The 16,544-nt window shown below is 38.4% G+C and carries 17 protein-coding genes; 5 read left to right on the top strand and 12 right to left on the bottom strand.

Annotated features, from left to right (window positions below; genetic code table 11):
- Nucleotides 1-41 precede the first annotated feature (41 nt).
- The 5 genes from F952_RS11090 to F952_RS11070 form a co-directional block, all read right to left on the bottom strand.
- Nucleotides 42-1,097: a linear amide C-N hydrolase gene (locus tag F952_RS11090; RefSeq protein ID WP_004927419.1), complete on the bottom strand. Its 1,056-nt coding sequence runs from the start codon at nt 1,095-1,097 to the stop codon at nt 42-44.
- A gap of 185 nt (nt 1,098-1,282) precedes the next feature.
- Nucleotides 1,283-1,780 (bottom strand): hypothetical protein, encoded by a 498-nt coding sequence (locus F952_RS11085; protein ID WP_004927417.1) that lies wholly within the window; start codon nt 1,778-1,780, stop codon nt 1,283-1,285.
- 170 nt (nt 1,781-1,950) lie between these two features.
- A complete protein-coding gene (locus F952_RS11080; RefSeq protein ID WP_004927412.1) occupies nt 1,951-2,265 on the bottom strand; it encodes an AzlD domain-containing protein in 315 nt (104 codons plus the stop codon).
- Nucleotides 2,265-2,969: an AzlC family ABC transporter permease gene (locus F952_RS11075; protein ID WP_004927408.1), complete on the bottom strand. Its 705-nt coding sequence runs from the start codon at nt 2,967-2,969 to the stop codon at nt 2,265-2,267. Before F952_RS11075 ends, F952_RS11080 begins: the two co-directional genes overlap by 1 nt.
- 75 nt (nt 2,970-3,044) lie before the next feature.
- Nucleotides 3,045-3,875, bottom strand: a complete 831-nt coding sequence (locus F952_RS11070) for an AraC family transcriptional regulator (RefSeq protein WP_004927406.1) — start codon at nt 3,873-3,875, stop codon at nt 3,045-3,047.
- Between the two features lie 195 nt (nt 3,876-4,070).
- Between F952_RS11070 and F952_RS11065 the strand changes: the two genes are divergently transcribed.
- The gene (locus F952_RS11065; RefSeq protein WP_004927403.1) at nt 4,071-4,298 is read left to right on the top strand and encodes a hypothetical protein; all 228 of its coding nucleotides are present in this window, start codon (nt 4,071-4,073) and stop codon (nt 4,296-4,298) included.
- A gap of 340 nt (nt 4,299-4,638) precedes the next feature.
- Here F952_RS11065 and F952_RS11060 read toward each other — a convergent pair whose 3' ends face one another.
- The gene (locus F952_RS11060) at nt 4,639-5,334 is read right to left on the bottom strand and encodes a glutamine amidotransferase (RefSeq protein WP_004927401.1); all 696 of its coding nucleotides are present in this window, start codon (nt 5,332-5,334) and stop codon (nt 4,639-4,641) included.
- Nucleotides 5,335-5,476: 142 nt separating this feature from the next.
- Nucleotides 5,477-6,988 carry an acetaldehyde dehydrogenase ExaC gene (gene exaC / locus F952_RS11055; protein WP_004927398.1) on the bottom strand — a complete coding sequence of 504 codons (1,512 nt, stop codon included), beginning with the start codon at nt 6,986-6,988 and terminating at the stop codon, nt 5,477-5,479.
- A gap of 159 nt (nt 6,989-7,147) precedes the next feature.
- Between exaC and F952_RS11050 the strand changes: the two genes are divergently transcribed.
- A complete protein-coding gene (locus F952_RS11050; RefSeq protein ID WP_004927395.1) occupies nt 7,148-8,329 on the top strand; it encodes a hypothetical protein in 1,182 nt (393 codons plus the stop codon).
- A 7-nt stretch (nt 8,330-8,336) separates the two neighbouring features.
- On the opposite strand, the gene F952_RS11045 is transcribed toward F952_RS11050, so the two are convergent.
- Both F952_RS11045 and mdh read right to left on the bottom strand, forming a co-directional pair.
- Nucleotides 8,337-9,287, bottom strand: a complete 951-nt coding sequence (locus F952_RS11045; protein ID WP_004927392.1) for an alpha/beta hydrolase — start codon at nt 9,285-9,287, stop codon at nt 8,337-8,339.
- A gap of 178 nt (nt 9,288-9,465) precedes the next feature.
- A complete protein-coding gene (gene mdh / locus F952_RS11040; RefSeq protein WP_004927390.1) occupies nt 9,466-10,638 on the bottom strand; it encodes an iron-dependent methanol dehydrogenase in 1,173 nt (390 codons plus the stop codon).
- 231 nt (nt 10,639-10,869) lie between these two features.
- Between mdh and F952_RS11035 the strand changes: the two genes are divergently transcribed.
- From F952_RS11035 to F952_RS11025, 3 genes are all read left to right on the top strand, one after another.
- On the top strand, nt 10,870-12,582 hold the full coding sequence (locus F952_RS11035) for an AAA family ATPase (RefSeq protein ID WP_004927388.1): 1,713 nt from the start codon (nt 10,870-10,872) through the stop codon (nt 12,580-12,582).
- 13 nt (nt 12,583-12,595) lie between these two features.
- The gene (locus F952_RS11030; RefSeq protein WP_004927387.1) at nt 12,596-12,967 is read left to right on the top strand and encodes a 5-carboxymethyl-2-hydroxymuconate Delta-isomerase; all 372 of its coding nucleotides are present in this window, start codon (nt 12,596-12,598) and stop codon (nt 12,965-12,967) included.
- Nucleotides 12,968-13,028: 61 nt separating this feature from the next.
- Entirely contained in the window at nt 13,029-13,880 is an 852-nt protein-coding gene (locus F952_RS11025; RefSeq protein WP_004927384.1) for an AraC family transcriptional regulator, read from the top strand.
- A 60-nt stretch (nt 13,881-13,940) separates the two neighbouring features.
- On the opposite strand, the gene thiM is transcribed toward F952_RS11025, so the two are convergent.
- From thiM to F952_RS11010, 3 genes are all read right to left on the bottom strand, one after another.
- Nucleotides 13,941-14,765, bottom strand: coding sequence for a hydroxyethylthiazole kinase (gene thiM / locus F952_RS11020; RefSeq protein WP_004927382.1), 825 nt, complete (start codon nt 14,763-14,765; stop codon nt 13,941-13,943).
- A gap of 24 nt (nt 14,766-14,789) precedes the next feature.
- A complete protein-coding gene (locus tag F952_RS11015; protein ID WP_370458610.1) occupies nt 14,790-15,881 on the bottom strand; it encodes a hypothetical protein in 1,092 nt (363 codons plus the stop codon).
- A gap of 228 nt (nt 15,882-16,109) precedes the next feature.
- Complete coding sequence (locus F952_RS11010; protein ID WP_004927379.1) at nt 16,110-16,367, bottom strand: hypothetical protein; 258 nt, start codon at nt 16,365-16,367, stop codon at nt 16,110-16,112.
- Between the last annotated feature and the right edge of the window lie 177 nt (nt 16,368-16,544).

Here is a 16,544-nt window from a genome sequence, read left to right as displayed (position 1 = left end):
CTTGTCCTCATGATTCTGATCGTTTGAGAGATGTGACTCGTTTAATCGTCTATACCTAAAAAATGAAAAGGTGTCGATGGTTTAAATTTTGCGGTAGCATCACCCGAATAAATATTTTCCTGATTTTTTCCTAAATCAAGCTTGCGAGTTATACCATCTTTAAAGTTAATCTGCTTTAAATCTACCCAAAAAATATTAGGAGAAAGTGCAGATTCAAAAAAATAAAGTTTTCGTTTGTGATCGACCACCGCTCTCCATCGGGTGGAGGAGATATTCGGCTCTTCTTCTGTATTTAATCCATAAGGAACAGAGACGTTGCGGATCACGCTAAATACAGATGCTAAAGTTGCCTTTGAGTCTGCATCTTTAGGAATGGCATTGATATAAAATGATGCACGTGCAAAGCGGTCGGCTGCTCGATTGGTTCCTGGTAAGAACGTTGTTCCTCCAATTTTTTTCCAATACTCATTTAATGCAAGTTGCTCTTCAAATATGGGAGAATTGGTCATCACCTGATAGTCAGGGTTATGATGAATGACTTGTTTACCGTTAATATATTCGATAATCGCACTGTCACCGGTTGCATCCGAGATTGATAGGTGCAGTGTGGTCAGACGTTGTTCACCAGGAACAGCATCACTCACAATGATAAATGGTTCTTTCTGTAAAGCTTTTACAGCCTCATCTACCGTAGCAAAATTATCTAGAACATATTGTGCCCATGCTGCAATAGTCAGTTTGGGTTTTTTAGATTGAGAGACATCAGGGTATTGTGATTCTACTAACCACAATAAATTTGCGTTGAGTCCTACTTCGTTGACACCATCGGTTGTGGAAATATCATACCCAGTTGCAACTACACTGCCGTATTTAGATGTCCAGTGAATTGAGTCTTTGCCTGCATTACCACTACGTTTGACTCCACTTGGCAAGATCCACAAATTGGTTCCAACATCAGATTTCCAATCCATCGATCTTGCAGTCATGATATTTTGATTGCTTCCTTTGTATACAACGCGTGTACAGGCTTGCACAGCAAAAGAAGCTGCAAGTGTTGATGAAAAAATCAAAGAACTGAGTAATAATTGTTTGAACATGATACCGTCCTGCAAAATATCGCATAATTGTTAGAATGATTTATAATTCAAGTTAATTGAACACAATGATCAGCTTTTCTGGTGCCCTGATACATATTTCAATGTAATAGATCTGACGTTTAAAAACGAGATTTATTACAAAAAAGTAAGAAAAACAAGGTGTCTGCAAGTAATCTTCAAATTTATTATTGACCAATTAGTAATGTGGCCGAGCGTTCGTCAAATTGTTGAATTATATTTAATATAGAAGGATTTGATGGGTAGCGTTGGCCATCGTATTTGAATCTTACGAATCCGCGTTTACGACTATAAACCGCTAAATCGCGCCATCCCTGATGATAGGTATTTAAGGCATAAATTGGTGCATCCGTTACAGTGCTTTGGCTGATTAATTTATATTTACGATGTTGTTTTTCAAAAATTAATAAAGTACAGCCACCTGAACCACACCAGTTTCGATCTCTTAGGAGCACAATGGCATCATTTTTATGATTTTCATTAAGATCAACAAAAGCCTTGCTGAAGTTGATATTGGGCTGTTTTGTAAACTGAATAATCGCTGTTTGTAAAGCTAGGTCTCGTTGTTCTTGTTGCGATACCGTTGTTGAGAGAGGGGCAGTTGTACAAGCGCTTAAAACAGAAATAGTTACTAAAGGAAGAAACAACTTTATTGTTTTTAACATACTAACCCTAATCATACTTGAGCCAAAATATTATCTTAAAGCAAATTTTGAATATACCCTACTTTATAATTTTTACTTTTGTAGGGTTTGATTCGTCATTCTGAATACAGATACTCAAAAGATATATCTAACTACAATCCATGACTGGATTAGATATATCTTACTCACACTCACTGCATGAGATATACCAGAATGTAAAAACTGCTCAAACTAATGAAAATGGTAAGTAATGTATGTCGAAATAGATATGCAGAAGCAATAGTGATTAGGGTCGCGATGAAGTATGGATTAAACATACTATGCCGATAAGATTCACCATCCATTAAAATGATAGGAATACAAATTGAAGAAAGAATACACGGCGCCGAATAATGTAATGCACGCTCAAACCAGTCTGGAATCTTAATCGGGAAACGAGGTTCTAGAAATATATAACGATTAAAAAATACGATACAGGCAAGTAGTAGTAGAAAGGGCCATGACATTAGGTGTTCTCCTGATACTCTGACCATGAGGCAAACGTCATTCCAATCAATGCTGCTAATAATCCGCCCATTAAAATGTCCAGATAAAGAAATAATGTGGTTAACAGAATGGTAATGCTCACGCCGAGCAAAACATGCCGATTTTTAACTAATGGAATAATGATGGCAATAAAGGTGGCAACGATCGAAAAATCAAGATGCAACTGATGCAGATTATCGAACGATGAAGTAAGCATAACGCCAAGATAGCTAAATAGCAGCCAGCAAATATAAAACCATAATCCTGCACCAAGCAATACACGGTATTGATAATGTGACTGAGTGCTACTAATCGCAAAAAGTTCATCGGTCAATACAAAGCCAAATATTAGACGCTTTCTTAAAGATTCAGCTTTGATCGAGTGACGTAAGCTAAGTGCATACAAATAGTGCTGTGATGTGATTAAAAAAACGGAAATGACAATACTCACCAAAGGCGCACCAGCCATAATCATACCTAATGAAACCAGTTGGGCTGCTCCAGCAAAAACAAAAGCAGACATGCCAATTGCTTGTAAAGGTGAAAGTCCTGCCTGAATTGCCATTGATCCCGCAAGTAAACCCCACGGTAAAACAGCTAGGCATAATGGCGTAATTTTTATTGCGCCGGTGAGAAAATCACGTAGGTAACTCAAAGTAAGATGGTTGGAAAATGAATGATTCATAATGACCGCATTAATTAATCACATTCTGGTATGTTGGCCATAATTGATAAAAAAATATTGAACAAAATTGCTTATTTAAGGCTTTAGACTACGAATATAACCTCCTGGTGTAATTCCAAAAGTATTTTTGAAGTGTCTCGTAAAATGACTCTGATCGGAAAAGCTGCATCGTTGGGACACCTCGGATATGCTAATACCTTGACGTAATAATTTCTGTGCTTTGAGAATGCGACATTGAATGAGCCAAGCATGAGGAGAGAAACCGACATGCTTCTTAAACTGTCTTAAAAAATGCCATTGGCTTAAATGTGCAGCAGCAAGCTCACTCAATGAAAAATCATGTTCTGGCAGGCTTGCGATCATGTCTTGGATATTTAAAATGCTGGATTTACTATCATTCAGGACTAAAGGAGAAGGTTTACTTTGACTGTAACGAGAAATAAGCCACGCAGTTGTTGAAAGAAACATCGTCTCTTTGAGCAGTAAGTTATTGGGTTGTTCAAGAAGATCAAACAACAGCCGTAATTGTTGTGCAAGACCTTGATCGTGAACTACAGCTTGAGTAAACCATGGAACAAAACCTTTATTTGAGAGGATATCACGGGTTAAAGCATCCAGAATCTCTGGTGTGGGATAAATAGCCCGATAACGCCAACCTGTTTCAACCGCAGATGAACCCGTATGTATTTCATCTGCATTGACCAAAATAATATCGCCTTTGGGAGCAATATGATCGCCACCAGTGCGATAAAAGCGCTGAGCTCCTTCCTCAATGACACCAATACAGAATCCCTCATGAACATGACGTGAAAACTCTTGCTGGTAGTACTGGGCGCTAAGCATTTCTAGCCCGCCAAGTTCTTTTAGATGAAGATAGTTGACCTGTTCACGCGGTCGTCGAGACATTGTTACCTTACCTGTAATACAATCTATTCAACATGACTTAAACCGTTCAATGCATATAGAATAAAATTGCTGTTTTTATCTTTAAATTTTTTGCATCAAAATATTTACTATTTTTATAAAATTTTCAAAGGTTAATCAAATTGTAAAAAATTTCACGTACTTTAACTTTATCGAGTTGCTTGATGAATAAAGCTCATGAAAAAAGCAAATGTTGCATATTTGGACGAAATGATTGATGAATTTAAAAAAAATGGTCAAAAGCCAAACAAGCTGCTGATTGGTTATAAAGTTTACTCTGAGCTGATGAATGATACCAAATTTTCAAATGAGGTCTTACATTCCGCTTTAGATGCCAATAAAAGAAAATATAAAAAATTGAAAATTAAAATTACTCAAGAAGAATATCAATTAAATATCGAATAAAAATGATAAATAGTAGTGGGATGATTATTGATGTAAGTGGTTATGAGAATTTAAGAGAATAAGTGTGATTGTATCGTTTGAGCATGATGCTATGAGTTGGGCATCGTGATTGTCATTCTTATGCTTTAAATATCTCAAAGTTAAGTTGCCAGACCACCTCTTAAATACTGAATTATTTAAGCTGCCTGATAATGCTCAGATCCATGTAGAGATATATGTAGATCATAAATCTCATGATGATCGATGTTTATCGCAATTTTGCCAAATCAATGAACAAGATATGATTGATCTTTTTGCCATACAGAATACGTAATTTATTTAAACAAAGTAAAACCGAATCTTAAATAAGATTCAGTTTTGTTAAATATTTCATCAAAATAATATGTGCTGCTTCTTCAAGCTGAGGCGTATAACGTTTATTGTCAGATCTAAGTTGAGGTATTGAAAAATGACCTTGTCGAAGTTCGCTTGTATGTCCAATCAACCAGCGTTCAAAATGCGCCTCTGAAACTTCTAAATGAAACTGTAATGCCAAAACTGCATCACCTACTGAAAATGCTTGATGGGGATATAGATCTGAACTTGCCAGCAATTTTGCATTTGTAGGTAAATCGAAGGTATCACCATGCCAATGTAACACAGGAATATTGTTTAAAGCTTCAAGAAGATTGTCCTGTAAAGATTGAAGCTGTAGAGTGCTCCAACCAATTTCTTTTTGATGTCCTGCATACACTTTTGCGCCAAGTGCTTTTGCAATCAGTTGCGCGCCAAGACATATTCCAATTGTGGGTTTATTATCGATTAATCGTTGTTTGAGAAGTTCAGTTTCTTGTTTTAAAAATGGATAATCTTCTTCTTCATAGACACCTATTGGGCCACCCAAAATAATGGTCAAACCATCGTGTTGCATTGCTGGAGTAAGATCATCTATACCAGCTTCAAAATAACGAATTCTAAAGTTAAGTTGATAGAATACATCTTCTAAAGAACCAAGATCTTCGAAAGCAAGATGCTGAATGACATAGATTGTTTTCATGGAAGTCGACGTAATATTTAATGGAGTCTAATACAGCATAATCTTTAATTGAAAACAGTCAAAATAAAAATAGAGGGTGGATAGTGATTCGACCTATAAAATAAAAGAGACCCCGAAGAGTCTCTTTTTAAACGTTATAAGCTTAGAAGAAGCCCATTGGTTTTGTTGAATAACTCACCAACAAGTTTTTGGTTTGTTGATAATGATCTAGCATCATTCTGTGGTTTTCACGACCAATACCTGACTGTTTGTAACCACCAAATGCAGCATGCGCTGGATAAAGGTGATAACAGTTTGTCCACACACGACCGGCTTCAATCGCACGACCAGCACGGTATGAGGTATGTGCAGAACGTGACCATACACCAGCACCCAAGCCATAAATCGTGTCGTTGGCAATACGCATTGCATCGTCAAAATCTTTAAATGTCGTTACTGAAAGTACTGGTCCAAAAATTTCTTCTTGGAAGATTTTCATACTGTTATTGCCTTTGAAAATCGTTGGTTCAATATAAAAACCACCATCTACATCGTGACGTGCATCACCACCAGTTAAAAGTTGTGCACCTTCATTACGACCTGTATCAATACAGCCTAAAATTTTATCAAACTGTTGCTTAGAGGCTTGTGCGCCAATCATGGTTTCTGTATCAAGTGGATGACCCGTCTTGATGCGTTTGACACGCTCTACAGCCATTTCAAGGAATTTGTCAGCAATACTTTCCTGAACAAGTGCACGTGAAGGGCAGGTACATACTTCACCCTGGTTCAAGGCAAACATGGCAAAACCTTCAAGTGTTTTTTCCAAATAATCATCTTCTTTATCTAAGATGTCTTCAAAAAAGATATTTGGAGATTTACCACCAAGTTCTAGCGTTACAGGAATGATATTTTCAGTGGCATATTGCATGATCATTTGTCCAACTTTGGTTGAACCAGTGAATGCAATTTTTGAAATTCTTGGATTTGTCGCTAAAGGACGACCAACCTCAGCACCGTATCCATTGACGATATTAAGTACGCCAGGTGGAAGGAGGTCCTGAATCAATTCAGCCAGAACTAGAATACTTGACGGTGTTTGCTCTGCTGGTTTAAGAACAATACAGTTACCTGCTGCCAGTGCTGGTGCCAATTTCCATGCAGCCATCAAAATTGGAAAGTTCCATGGAATGATCTGGCCTACAACACCAAGCGGTTCATGGAAATGATAAGCAATGGTATCCTCATCAATTTCTGAAATACCACCTTCTTGTGCACGTATACAGCCTGCGAAATAGCGGAAATGGTCAATTGCAAGTGGGATATCTGCTGCGAGTGTTTCGCGGATAGGTTTACCATTTTCCCATGTTTCTGCTACAGCAAGTAGCTCTAGGTTTTCTTCCAGACGATCTGCAATTTTAAGTAAAACATTTGAACGAACTGTAGGTGATGCTTTATTCCAATCAGCTTTCGCTTTGTGCGCTGCATCAAGTGCTAGTTCAATATCTTCGACGCTTGAGCGAGGAATTTGAGTAAATACTTTGCCATCGACAGGAGAGCTATTTCCGAAGTATTCTCCTTTTACAGGAGGAACCCACTGACCGCCAATAAAGTTTTCATATTGTGCTTTAAATTGAACCTTAGAGCCAGGTTGATTAGGATCGATATAACGCATATAAGTATTCCTTTGCTTATAATTGATCTAAGATTAAAGATCTAGATTGAAGCATATACAGCTTTGGTATAAGGTACTTTTGTACTCTATATAGTTAGGATATAAGAAATAAGGTTGGAGAAAGGTTGGAGATCATGAGAATTTGCAAGGGAACTACAAATGTTTACAAAACAAGATCTACTGCAACAACGGAACTCGATTGATCAACTTCGTCGACAAAATAGTCTTTCTCCGCAAAATGCGGAAAAACTAGGACAAAGTATTGCGAGCTCTTGGCAACGTTCAGCCACAGCAGAAATTCCGAAGGAACGGCTGGCTGCGCCTTTAACGACGCAGCAATCACGTAAAAATACGACAGCGCTTGATTTTGCGCTAGAACGGTGTGAAGAAGATTTACGCCACGTTGCCGAGCAATCTTCAATGGTGATTGCAGTAGGTGATGTGGGTAGTACCATTATCTGGACAGCACCAAGCCTGCAAATGCGAAGTGCTGCTGAAAGGGTTCATTTTATTGCTGGAGGGCAATGGAGAGAGGAGCTGGTGGGTACCAATGCCTTGGCACTTTCATTGAAAACACAAAAGTCGAGTTGTGTATTTTCGAATGAACATTATATGGAGTCTGTACATGATTGGGTATGTTATGCAGCCCCAATCATTGATCCATATTCGAAACAACCGATTGGTGTAGTCGATCTTTCGACTACATGGAAAAACCACAATTCTTTGGGTGTTCTCGCTGCGGAGCGCTGTGCTTCAATCATTCAAAGTGCGCTTTTAGAGCAGCAGCGTCAGCATTTGTATATTCGTGCATTTTCTGTGCCTCAAGTGGTTTTTAATGGAAAAAACTTGGTTTTGACGCCAAGACAAATTGAAATTTTGAGTATTCTGGCCTTATGTCCGCAAGGTCTTAATCTTGAAAAATTGCACCATGCATTGTATGGAGAGCGAAAAGTTAGTATTGGTACACTTAAAGCTGAAATGTCTCAGTTGCGAGATATCTTAGGTGGGCTTTTAGGGTCTCGGCCATATCGCCTTTTGGCGCATGTAGAAGCAGACTTTTTACAGGCAGAGCAAGCACTTGATGCAGGTTATGTATCATCTGCACTGCAATTGTATACAGGTGTATTCTTGTCAAAAACGGACAGCCCATTTTTATGTGCATGGCGTGATTGTCTGGAATCAAGATTGAGTGATGCTATTTTTAAAGCAAAAGAAACAGATATGTTATTAAAACATCTTGCAAGATTTCCAGAAGCAATTGACGCTGTAGAGCGTCTTATGGAGCTGTTACCTCTGGATCATCCTGCACATCAGTCTTTGATTAAATACCAAGAAAGCTAGACTGTACCTAGCTGATTTTAGTGTCAAGCCAGTCAAAGAGTTGTCGATAAACCTGATCTCGTACATCTGTTGCGGATAGTACGAGATCATGTAGTCCATTAGAGATGGTCTGAATGGTCACATCTCCCTGGATCTTTTTTGCATACTTTTTGATGTCTTTCACATCCAGAATGACATCACTTTGTGTGGCATCTTTATTCCACTTTTTCGGGTTTTTGGTTTGATGCGAGTGCATGACCAATAAAGGAATATTGAGCTTTATCCCTTTATGAATTTCTTTTTGAGCTTCATGAATAGCATGAATAAAACTTAATTGAACCGTAGAGGCTGTTTTAGGTTTCCAGTCAAGATTAAATGCCCATTCGCCTTTTAAGCTATGATGCAGACTGGTGACATACCAGCGATTAAGTTTACTCGGGAATTTGAATTTAGGTAAAACTCGACCAAACTGACTAAGCACAGGAATCCCCAGCTTTTTTTCAATAAAGTTGAGATTAAACTCATAAAATGGGCTATTCACCCATACCGCCCGAATGGAATGCTGCTCTGGATAATGTGCCGCATAAAGGGTTGCAATTAGACCGCCAGTAGAATGTCCAGCGAGCAAAATTTCCTGATGCTGCTCCTGTTGAATGATGTCAAGCGCTGCGCTAATCTCGGCATCGTATTCTTTTAAGTCTAAGACATTATAAAAAATCTGATGCGGTAGCTTTGAGCGTCCATATTTTCTTAAATCAAGCGCATAAAAATCATAGCCATGTTGGTTAAATTGCTCTGCCATTTGTGTTTGAAAGAAATAATCTAAAAAACCATGAATGTAGAGAACGGCACGAGAAGTGTTGATATTGGACTTTTTTCTGACCAGTGTTGCGACCACTTTGCCTTCATAATCATCTGGAAAGTTAAGCGTTATTTGTTGATAGCCATCACCTAAGATATCGGCAGTATATTGATTCATTGTTGTAGTTCTTTGATGAATAAAACTATACCATCGTTGTTCGAAATAAGATTTTTGTCAATATGATCATGAGAAAGAAAAAAAGGGAATATCACCGGACTGATATTCCCAAAACTGAGTAAGTCTGTTGGAGAGAAGACTTACTTAGAGAGGAAATTTGGAGCAGATAAGGGCTGGTTTACAATGCTGCTGTGAAAATATCTACAACTTGAGCGTGATTTGCTTTGCGTGGATTAGTCAACATACACGCGTCTTTTTGTGCATTTTCGGCCATTACTGCAAGATCTTCAGTTTTTACACCAAGCTCGGTCAAGCCAGATGGGATACCAATTGATTTTGATAATGTACGAATTGCATCGATTGCAGCATATGCAGCTTCAGTCACCGTAAGGCCGTGTGTATTTACGCCCATTAATTCTGCGATACGTGCATAACGCTCTGGGCAAGCAATCAGGTTGAACTCACAAACGTGTGGCAACAATACCGCATTACATACGCCGTGTGGCAGATTGTAGAAACCGCCAAGTTGGTGCGCCATGGCATGAACATAACCTAATGACGCATTGTTAAATGCCATACCTGCAAGATATTGGGCATAGCTCATTGCATCACGTGCTTCAAGGTTTTCACCATTGGCAACAGCTGGGCTGAGCCATTCACTGATCATGCTGATTGCTTTTTCGGCACAGGCGTCTGTGATTGGGTTCGCAGCAGTAGATACATAAGCTTCGACAGCATGTGTCAGCGCATCCATACCAGTCGCAGCAGTCAGGCTTGCAGGCTTAGCAATCATGAGCTTAGGGTCATCAATGGCAATCAGTGGGGTACAACGCCAATCTACAATCGCCATTTTTACATGTGTATCTGTATTGGTAATAATACAGAAACGTGTCATTTCAGATGCTGTGCCTGCAGTGGTATTGACTGCAATTAACGGCGTCATTGGAACAGTACTTTTATCAATTCCTTCGTAATCACGAATGTGACCACCGCCTGCGGTAACTAATCCAATACCTTTTGCACAGTCGTGAGATGATCCACCACCGAGCGATACAATAAAGTCACATCCATTGGTATTATATGCATCAACGCCATTATGTACGTTTTTATCTGTCGGATTGGGTTCAGCGCCTGGGAAAATATGACTGTCTACGCCAGCTTCTTTAAGGTATGCTGCGATAGTGTCAGCTACACCAAATTTAAATAAACCAGCATCAGTCACGATGAGTGCTTTTTTTGCACCTAAATTTTGTGCTTTGGTACCAATTTCTTTGGCACAACCAGGGCCAAAAAGGGAGACACAAGGGATATAAAAACCGTTTGTTTGGTCAGCAATATTTTTAAAAGCCATGGAGTGATTCCTTCTTCCATTAATCCATTGTTTGTTATCTAGGTGATCTTCACCATGAGCCTAGTATTCTCAGAACGCTTTTCTTTTCCTACCTACCAAAAACCTACCAATAATTAGATTGACTTTAAAGTATTGAATTTAAATAATAAAAAACCAATTTTTATGTATTGGGATTTAACTTTCTCATTAAAATCGTTAAGCTATGCGCACATTTATTAAAGTCATTAGGTTATGAAGCAAGAAACTGCACTGAAGTTGCTAAAAGCGGGTGAAAATGTTTTTTTAACTGGTTCGGCTGGTGCAGGAAAAACCTATACACTGAATCAGTACATCAACTATTTGAAAGTACGAAAAGTACCTGTGGCAGTTACAGCATCAACAGGAATTGCAGCGACACATATGAATGGGATGACCATTCATACTTGGGCAGGCATTGGTATTAAAGATCGCTTGTCGGATGATGATCTTAAACGCATGAAAGAGCGAAAATATTTAAAAGAACATCTTGAAAATGCTCAGGTTTTAATTATTGATGAAATTTCGATGCTGCACGCCAAACAGCTTAATCTAGTGAACCAAGTACTCAAATATTTTAAAGAAAGTGATGAGGCTTTTGGTGGTATTCAGGTGATTGTTGCAGGCGATTTTTTTCAGTTGCCGCCTGTAGGAAAAAATGACGAACGCAATCGCGACAAGTTTTGTTTTATGTCCGATGCCTGGGTCGAAGCTAAATTTCGGGTCTGCTATCTGACTGAACAGCATCGTCAGGACGATGAAATACTTAATCAAATTTTGAATGCGATTCGTGCACAGAATATTCAAAATGAGCATAAGCATGCTTTGCTTACATCACGGCAGCATAATATTGGCGAAACTTTTACGCGTTTATACACGCACAATATGGATGTTGATAACATTAATTTTCAGCATTTGAATGAAATTGAAAATGAAAGTCATCAATTTAATGCGGTTTTGGATGGTAACGACAAGCTTCTAGAAACTTTAAAGTCATCGGTACGTGCGCCTGAAGAGCTGACTTTAAAAAAACATGCCAAAGTAATGTTTGTAAAAAACAATTTTGATATGGGCTATATCAACGGTAGTTTAGGTGAAGTGATTGGGTTTGAAGAAGATGATGAACATGGCATTTTACCTAAAGTAAAAATGACTGACGGCACAACACTGTTGGTTGAGCCTGAAACTTGGTCGATTGAAAATGAAGCAGGAAAGAGTATTGCCAGCTTTCAGCAAATTCCCCTGCGTTTAGCATGGGCAATTACCATTCATAAAAGTCAGGGCATGACTTTAGAAGCTGCGGAAATTAATCTGACACATACTTTTGAAAAAGGTCAGGGTTACGTGGCTTTATCCCGACTTAAATCTTTAACTGGCCTACGCTTACTTGGTTTTAATGAACAAGCTTTGGAGCTTGATGCGCTGGCGCTTAAAGCGGACAAACGTTTTCAGGAATTATCACAAGAGGCAGAGGATCATTTTGCAGAAATTGATTTGGCAGATCAGCACAAAGCCTTTATTCGCCACTGCGGTGGTACGCTCAATGAAACTGAAATTTCACGTAATGAGAAAAAGTTGTTAAAAGGTGCGAAACAAAATTACGGATCAGCAACTTTAGATGAAACCCGTGCTTTGTTTGAAGAAGGTTATGAAATTCAGGATATTGCTGTTGAGCGTGGTTTGACTCCAGCTACAATTATCAATCATTTGGCACGTTTGCAAAAAGAGCAAGGTCTGGATATTTCTGTTGCTCACCCTGGCGAAGAGGTCGTCGAACAAATTCGTAAACTCTATAAGCGCGTACAAAAAAGCAAACGACCAGAAAACTTTAATGATGATGGTTCGATCAAACTCAAACCGATTGTTGAATTAACCAGTCCACGCATGGGCTATGATCAGGTGCGTCTAGCGCTGTTGTTTATTGAATAGTAGGGTCACCCGTATGCCACACGTTGTCATTGATTATTCTGCAAATTTAGAAAATTTTGAGCCTAAGCAACTTTTATTAAAAATTAACCATGCATTGGTAGAAACAGGTTACTGTCAAGCAATTGATATTAAATCCAGAGCGCATAAAGACGATGTTTTTGTGATTGGATTGGATACAGAGCAGCAGGCTTATGTGCATGTTAAAGTGTATCTATTGTCTGGACGTAACCAACAACAAAAAACAGAAATAGGTCAAAAAGTATTTGAGACTCTGGTTGCAGATCAGGTATTAAATCAGCAAAAAATTTCTGTACAAAGCTGCGTAGAGTTGATTGAAATGCCCAAACAGGATTATTTCAAACAAGTGATTAAATCGCAATTTTGATCAGGATCGGCATGTTTAATCATTTCATAATATGCCGATCAAATGAACATGTATTAAAGCTATGACGGCTTATGATCTGAAATTAAAGTGCGTGTGTGATTACATTCAACAACATTTGGATGAAACTTTAAGTTTACAACAACTGAGTGAAGTTGCTGGATTATCCAGATTTCATTTTCATCGTATTTTTTATGCACATCTGGGCATGAATATAATGAAATATACACAAATGTTGCGATTAAAACGCGCATCATTTCAGCTTGTATTTAAACCAGAAGTAAAAGTGATCGAGATTGCTTTAGATGCTGGTTTTGATAGTCCAGAAGCATTTGCAAGAGCGTTTAAACGTTCATTTGATCAAACACCCAGTGCCTTTAGAGTTGAGCCAAACTGGCAAAATTGGCACAGGAAGTTTGTCTATTTCACCCCTGAAAGTGAGCTGAAAATGAACGTGACCATTATTGAACGACCTGTTGAGAAGATTGCTTATATTTCTCATCAGGGTTCACCTGAAAAAGTATTTGAAACTGCAGCCAAGTTTATCGAATGGCGTAAAAGAACAGGGTTGTCTCCTGTTAAAACCTCGGCAACCTATGGCATTCCTTTTTCGGATCCTGAACAGACACCTGAAAAAGAATTTCGCTTCGATATTGCAGGATCAATCACTAAGTCGATTGATCAGAATAATGAAGGTATCGAAATGAGTGAAATTCCCGCGGGACGCTATGCTATGGTTCGGCATTGGGGAAGTCATGATTATATACGGGATAGCGTGTATTTTTTATTCAGAAACTGGTTACCAGCGCAACAAGAAGAAGCGGGCGATTATCCAGTATTCTTTCATTATCATAATTTTGTACATGAAGTAAAAGAAGCTGATTTGGTCACCGATATTTATTTGCTGCTAAAATAAACCGATTTAGAGACGATTAAAATCGTCTCTAAATATTTTAAAAATATAGAATTGAGATTTTCAATCATCTGAAATTAGCTCGATACAAGCATATTGTTCAATTAAATTGGCATCCATCATGTGGATATAATCCATAAACATGGTATTGAAACTACCAATGGTCTGTGCCTGATCATAAGCGAGCTTACCTGCAATGGCAAAGTGAATATGAGCTGCTATTGTAGCCAAATGCACAGGCGCGACTGCACAGTACGCTGCGATGAGTGTACCTAAAGCACAGCCAGTGGCGGTAATTTTAGGCTGTAAGTGACTACCACCGCGAACTTTTACAATGCAGGTCATTGCATTTGACAAGATGTAGTCAGTTTCACCCGAGATGGCGACACAGCTTGTCTTGGTGAGTAAGTTGTGTGCAAGCTGGAACATCTCATCACTTTTTAAAGTGCTATCAACGCCTTTACTTTGTACTAAACTGCCTGCCAGTGCACCAATTTCAGAAGCATTACCCCGAATCACAGAAGGATGATACTGTAATAGTTCATCCACCATATCACTACGCCACTTCAAAATAGGGCCGTAACCAACGGGGTCAAGCACCCAAGGAATATCATGCTCGTGTGCTGTTTTTGCAGAAATTTGCATTGCCTGGATTTGTTCAGTCGTCGGTGTGCCTACATTAATACTGAGCGCACCACTAATTTCAGTGAAACTTCGTGCTTCAAATGGGTTATCAATCATAGCAGGTGATGCGCCAGCGGCCAGCAATACATTAGCTGCATAATTGGCTGCAACACTATTGGTAATACATTGCACAAGGGGCGCTTGCTCCTGTAATTTTTCCCAAGCATCAATCACGTAATCAATAATATTAGATGAGTTATACATATCTTCCCTGCAAAGAATGAAAAATTATTGTGTAAAATAATGATCTTGATGTTTGCAATTGCGGCAAATTAAAGACACATAATCTGTTGCGTCATAATCAACCTCAAGGTCATTGGAGCCGCAGTACATACAGCGCTTAATAGAATAAAAATTTAAACGTGGCTCGATTTTTCGCCATGCCCGCCAGATCGGTTGCATGAAAATATTTTCATCATAAGATAAAAAATGAAACAAAAAAATCTGACTCATTTTACTCAAAGGCAAGTTCATGGGACGAGGTAATGTAGATGTTTCCCATTTTTCATTAACAGAACGTTCACGATATTGCTCAAGCGTCTTTTTAAGTAAATTGGTATTAATGAAATTTTCATTACGAGTTTGCAAGGCTTTTTGAGTGTATAAGTAGTCAAGTGCGGTCTGAATGAGATAGTAAATTTGTCCAATTGCTAAGCTATCCATCAAACGATAACAAAATTGCTGAAAATGGCGATTACCTGCAATCTGGATACCCCATGTACGACAATACATCTGCATAAACTGCACAACTTCCTGATAAAGAACCAGAAAAAGAGCATTCTTTACTTCTTCTGTGGTTTTATAAGGAATACCTAAACTGAGGTTTTCATAAAACCAATGACGAAGCTGTTGTGTAATACTAAATAAACTTGGGTCGGAATATCCGTCAAGACGAGTTCGAATCATATAGCTCTGGGGATTATCCTGATCATCTTGTGGCACTAAAATTCCGTATTTTATAAGTTCCTTGAATACTGCACTCTGAAAAAAATAATTGGGAGTAATTGCATGATACTTAATTCGATCCCAGTGAATATATTCATCATGTGGAACGTTATCCTGAACCTGATCATCAAGCAGAGAGAGCAAAAAAAGTTTATGAAGAAAGCTTAACTCATTCAGATTAAAAATTCTTTCATCTTTAATTTTGTATTTAAGTTGTTCTTGCTGGCGAGTTTGTTGGATCAGTTTTTTGCGCTGTTGAGTGCATGTCGCACAGTGACAGGTGCGATTTTCTTCATTAAATAAACGATGTTGGCAATGGCTACACTCGTAAAACTGAATCTCCTGATCAAATTCTTCTGCATCGACCAAAAACATGGCTGCTTGGCAAAGTGGACAGGTGATACTTTCATCAAGCTGTTTTCGCAGAATATTCAAAGTAGAACTCAAAATCCAAATACAATATTTGATTATATCGTGCTTAGAATGGTTATGGCAGTTTAGATTCGATATGAAAGATTTAAAAACCTGAAGGTGTTCTCAGAACTGCCAACCTTCAGGTTTTGTTGAAGTTGAAAATAAAATTTGATTCTTAAATACTATCGACTAGACAGGGCATGGAAGTGATTCATCATGCTGTCCCAGTTTTTTAGCAGCGATCAGGGCTTTAACTTTTCGGGTTGGTGCTTTCTCTTTACCCAGTGCATCGTAGGTATTTACAATAGTGCTAACATCTTGCTCGGTTAAGTGAATACCTTCTGCACTCATAAAGACAGCGATCACATTGTGGCATAGGCCAGCCTGATGTAGATCATGAATAGCTTTGATATTTTCTGCACGATGTATATGTTGTGTTAGTTCCATTTTATTCACCTCTTAGATGTGAAGTTTTTATAATGACCAAGATCGTCATAAATGACTAAGCAAAAAACGTGCACAAAATGTAATCAATACTTAAAAATGTAAATTGAAGTAACTATTGAAAATAAGAAAAAAAGCTTTCTCAAAGGAATTGTTGAAGATGATATTTGCAGAAACGCA

This window comes from Acinetobacter baylyi DSM 14961 = CIP 107474, from assembly GCF_000368685.1.
GTDB classification, from domain to species: domain Bacteria; phylum Pseudomonadota; class Gammaproteobacteria; order Pseudomonadales; family Moraxellaceae; genus Acinetobacter; species Acinetobacter baylyi.
This window is presented reverse-complemented; position numbering and strand designations above follow the sequence as displayed.

What these genes read in the sequence shown, in the direction of transcription:
- F952_RS11090 (WP_004927419.1), bottom strand. Translation starts at nt 1,097, where the DNA reads ATGTTCAAACAATTATTACTCAGTTCTTTGATTTTTTCATCAACACTT.
- F952_RS11085 (WP_004927417.1), bottom strand. Translation starts at nt 1,780, where the DNA reads ATGTTAAAAACAATAAAGTTGTTTCTTCCTTTAGTAACTATTTCTGTT.
- F952_RS11080 (WP_004927412.1), bottom strand. Translation starts at nt 2,265, where the DNA reads ATGTCATGGCCCTTTCTACTACTACTTGCCTGTATCGTATTTTTTAAT.
- F952_RS11075 (WP_004927408.1), bottom strand. Translation starts at nt 2,969, where the DNA reads ATGAATCATTCATTTTCCAACCATCTTACTTTGAGTTACCTACGTGAT.
- F952_RS11070 (WP_004927406.1), bottom strand. Translation starts at nt 3,875, where the DNA reads ATGTCTCGACGACCGCGTGAACAGGTCAACTATCTTCATCTAAAAGAA.
- F952_RS11065 (WP_004927403.1), top strand. Translation starts at nt 4,071, where the DNA reads ATGAAAAAAGCAAATGTTGCATATTTGGACGAAATGATTGATGAATTT.
- F952_RS11060 (WP_004927401.1), bottom strand. Translation starts at nt 5,334, where the DNA reads ATGAAAACAATCTATGTCATTCAGCATCTTGCTTTCGAAGATCTTGGT.
- exaC (WP_004927398.1), bottom strand. Translation starts at nt 6,988, where the DNA reads ATGCGTTATATCGATCCTAATCAACCTGGCTCTAAGGTTCAATTTAAA.
- F952_RS11050 (WP_004927395.1), top strand. Translation starts at nt 7,148, where the DNA reads ATGTTTACAAAACAAGATCTACTGCAACAACGGAACTCGATTGATCAA.
- F952_RS11045 (WP_004927392.1), bottom strand. Translation starts at nt 9,287, where the DNA reads ATGAATCAATATACTGCCGATATCTTAGGTGATGGCTATCAACAAATA.
- mdh (WP_004927390.1), bottom strand. Translation starts at nt 10,638, where the DNA reads ATGGCTTTTAAAAATATTGCTGACCAAACAAACGGTTTTTATATCCCT.
- F952_RS11035 (WP_004927388.1), top strand. Translation starts at nt 10,870, where the DNA reads ATGAAGCAAGAAACTGCACTGAAGTTGCTAAAAGCGGGTGAAAATGTT.
- F952_RS11030 (WP_004927387.1), top strand. Translation starts at nt 12,596, where the DNA reads ATGCCACACGTTGTCATTGATTATTCTGCAAATTTAGAAAATTTTGAG.
- F952_RS11025 (WP_004927384.1), top strand. Translation starts at nt 13,029, where the DNA reads ATGACGGCTTATGATCTGAAATTAAAGTGCGTGTGTGATTACATTCAA.
- thiM (WP_004927382.1), bottom strand. Translation starts at nt 14,765, where the DNA reads ATGTATAACTCATCTAATATTATTGATTACGTGATTGATGCTTGGGAA.
- F952_RS11015 (WP_370458610.1), bottom strand. Translation starts at nt 15,881, where the DNA reads ATGTTTTTGGTCGATGCAGAAGAATTTGATCAGGAGATTCAGTTTTAC.
- F952_RS11010 (WP_004927379.1), bottom strand. Translation starts at nt 16,367, where the DNA reads ATGGAACTAACACAACATATACATCGTGCAGAAAATATCAAAGCTATT.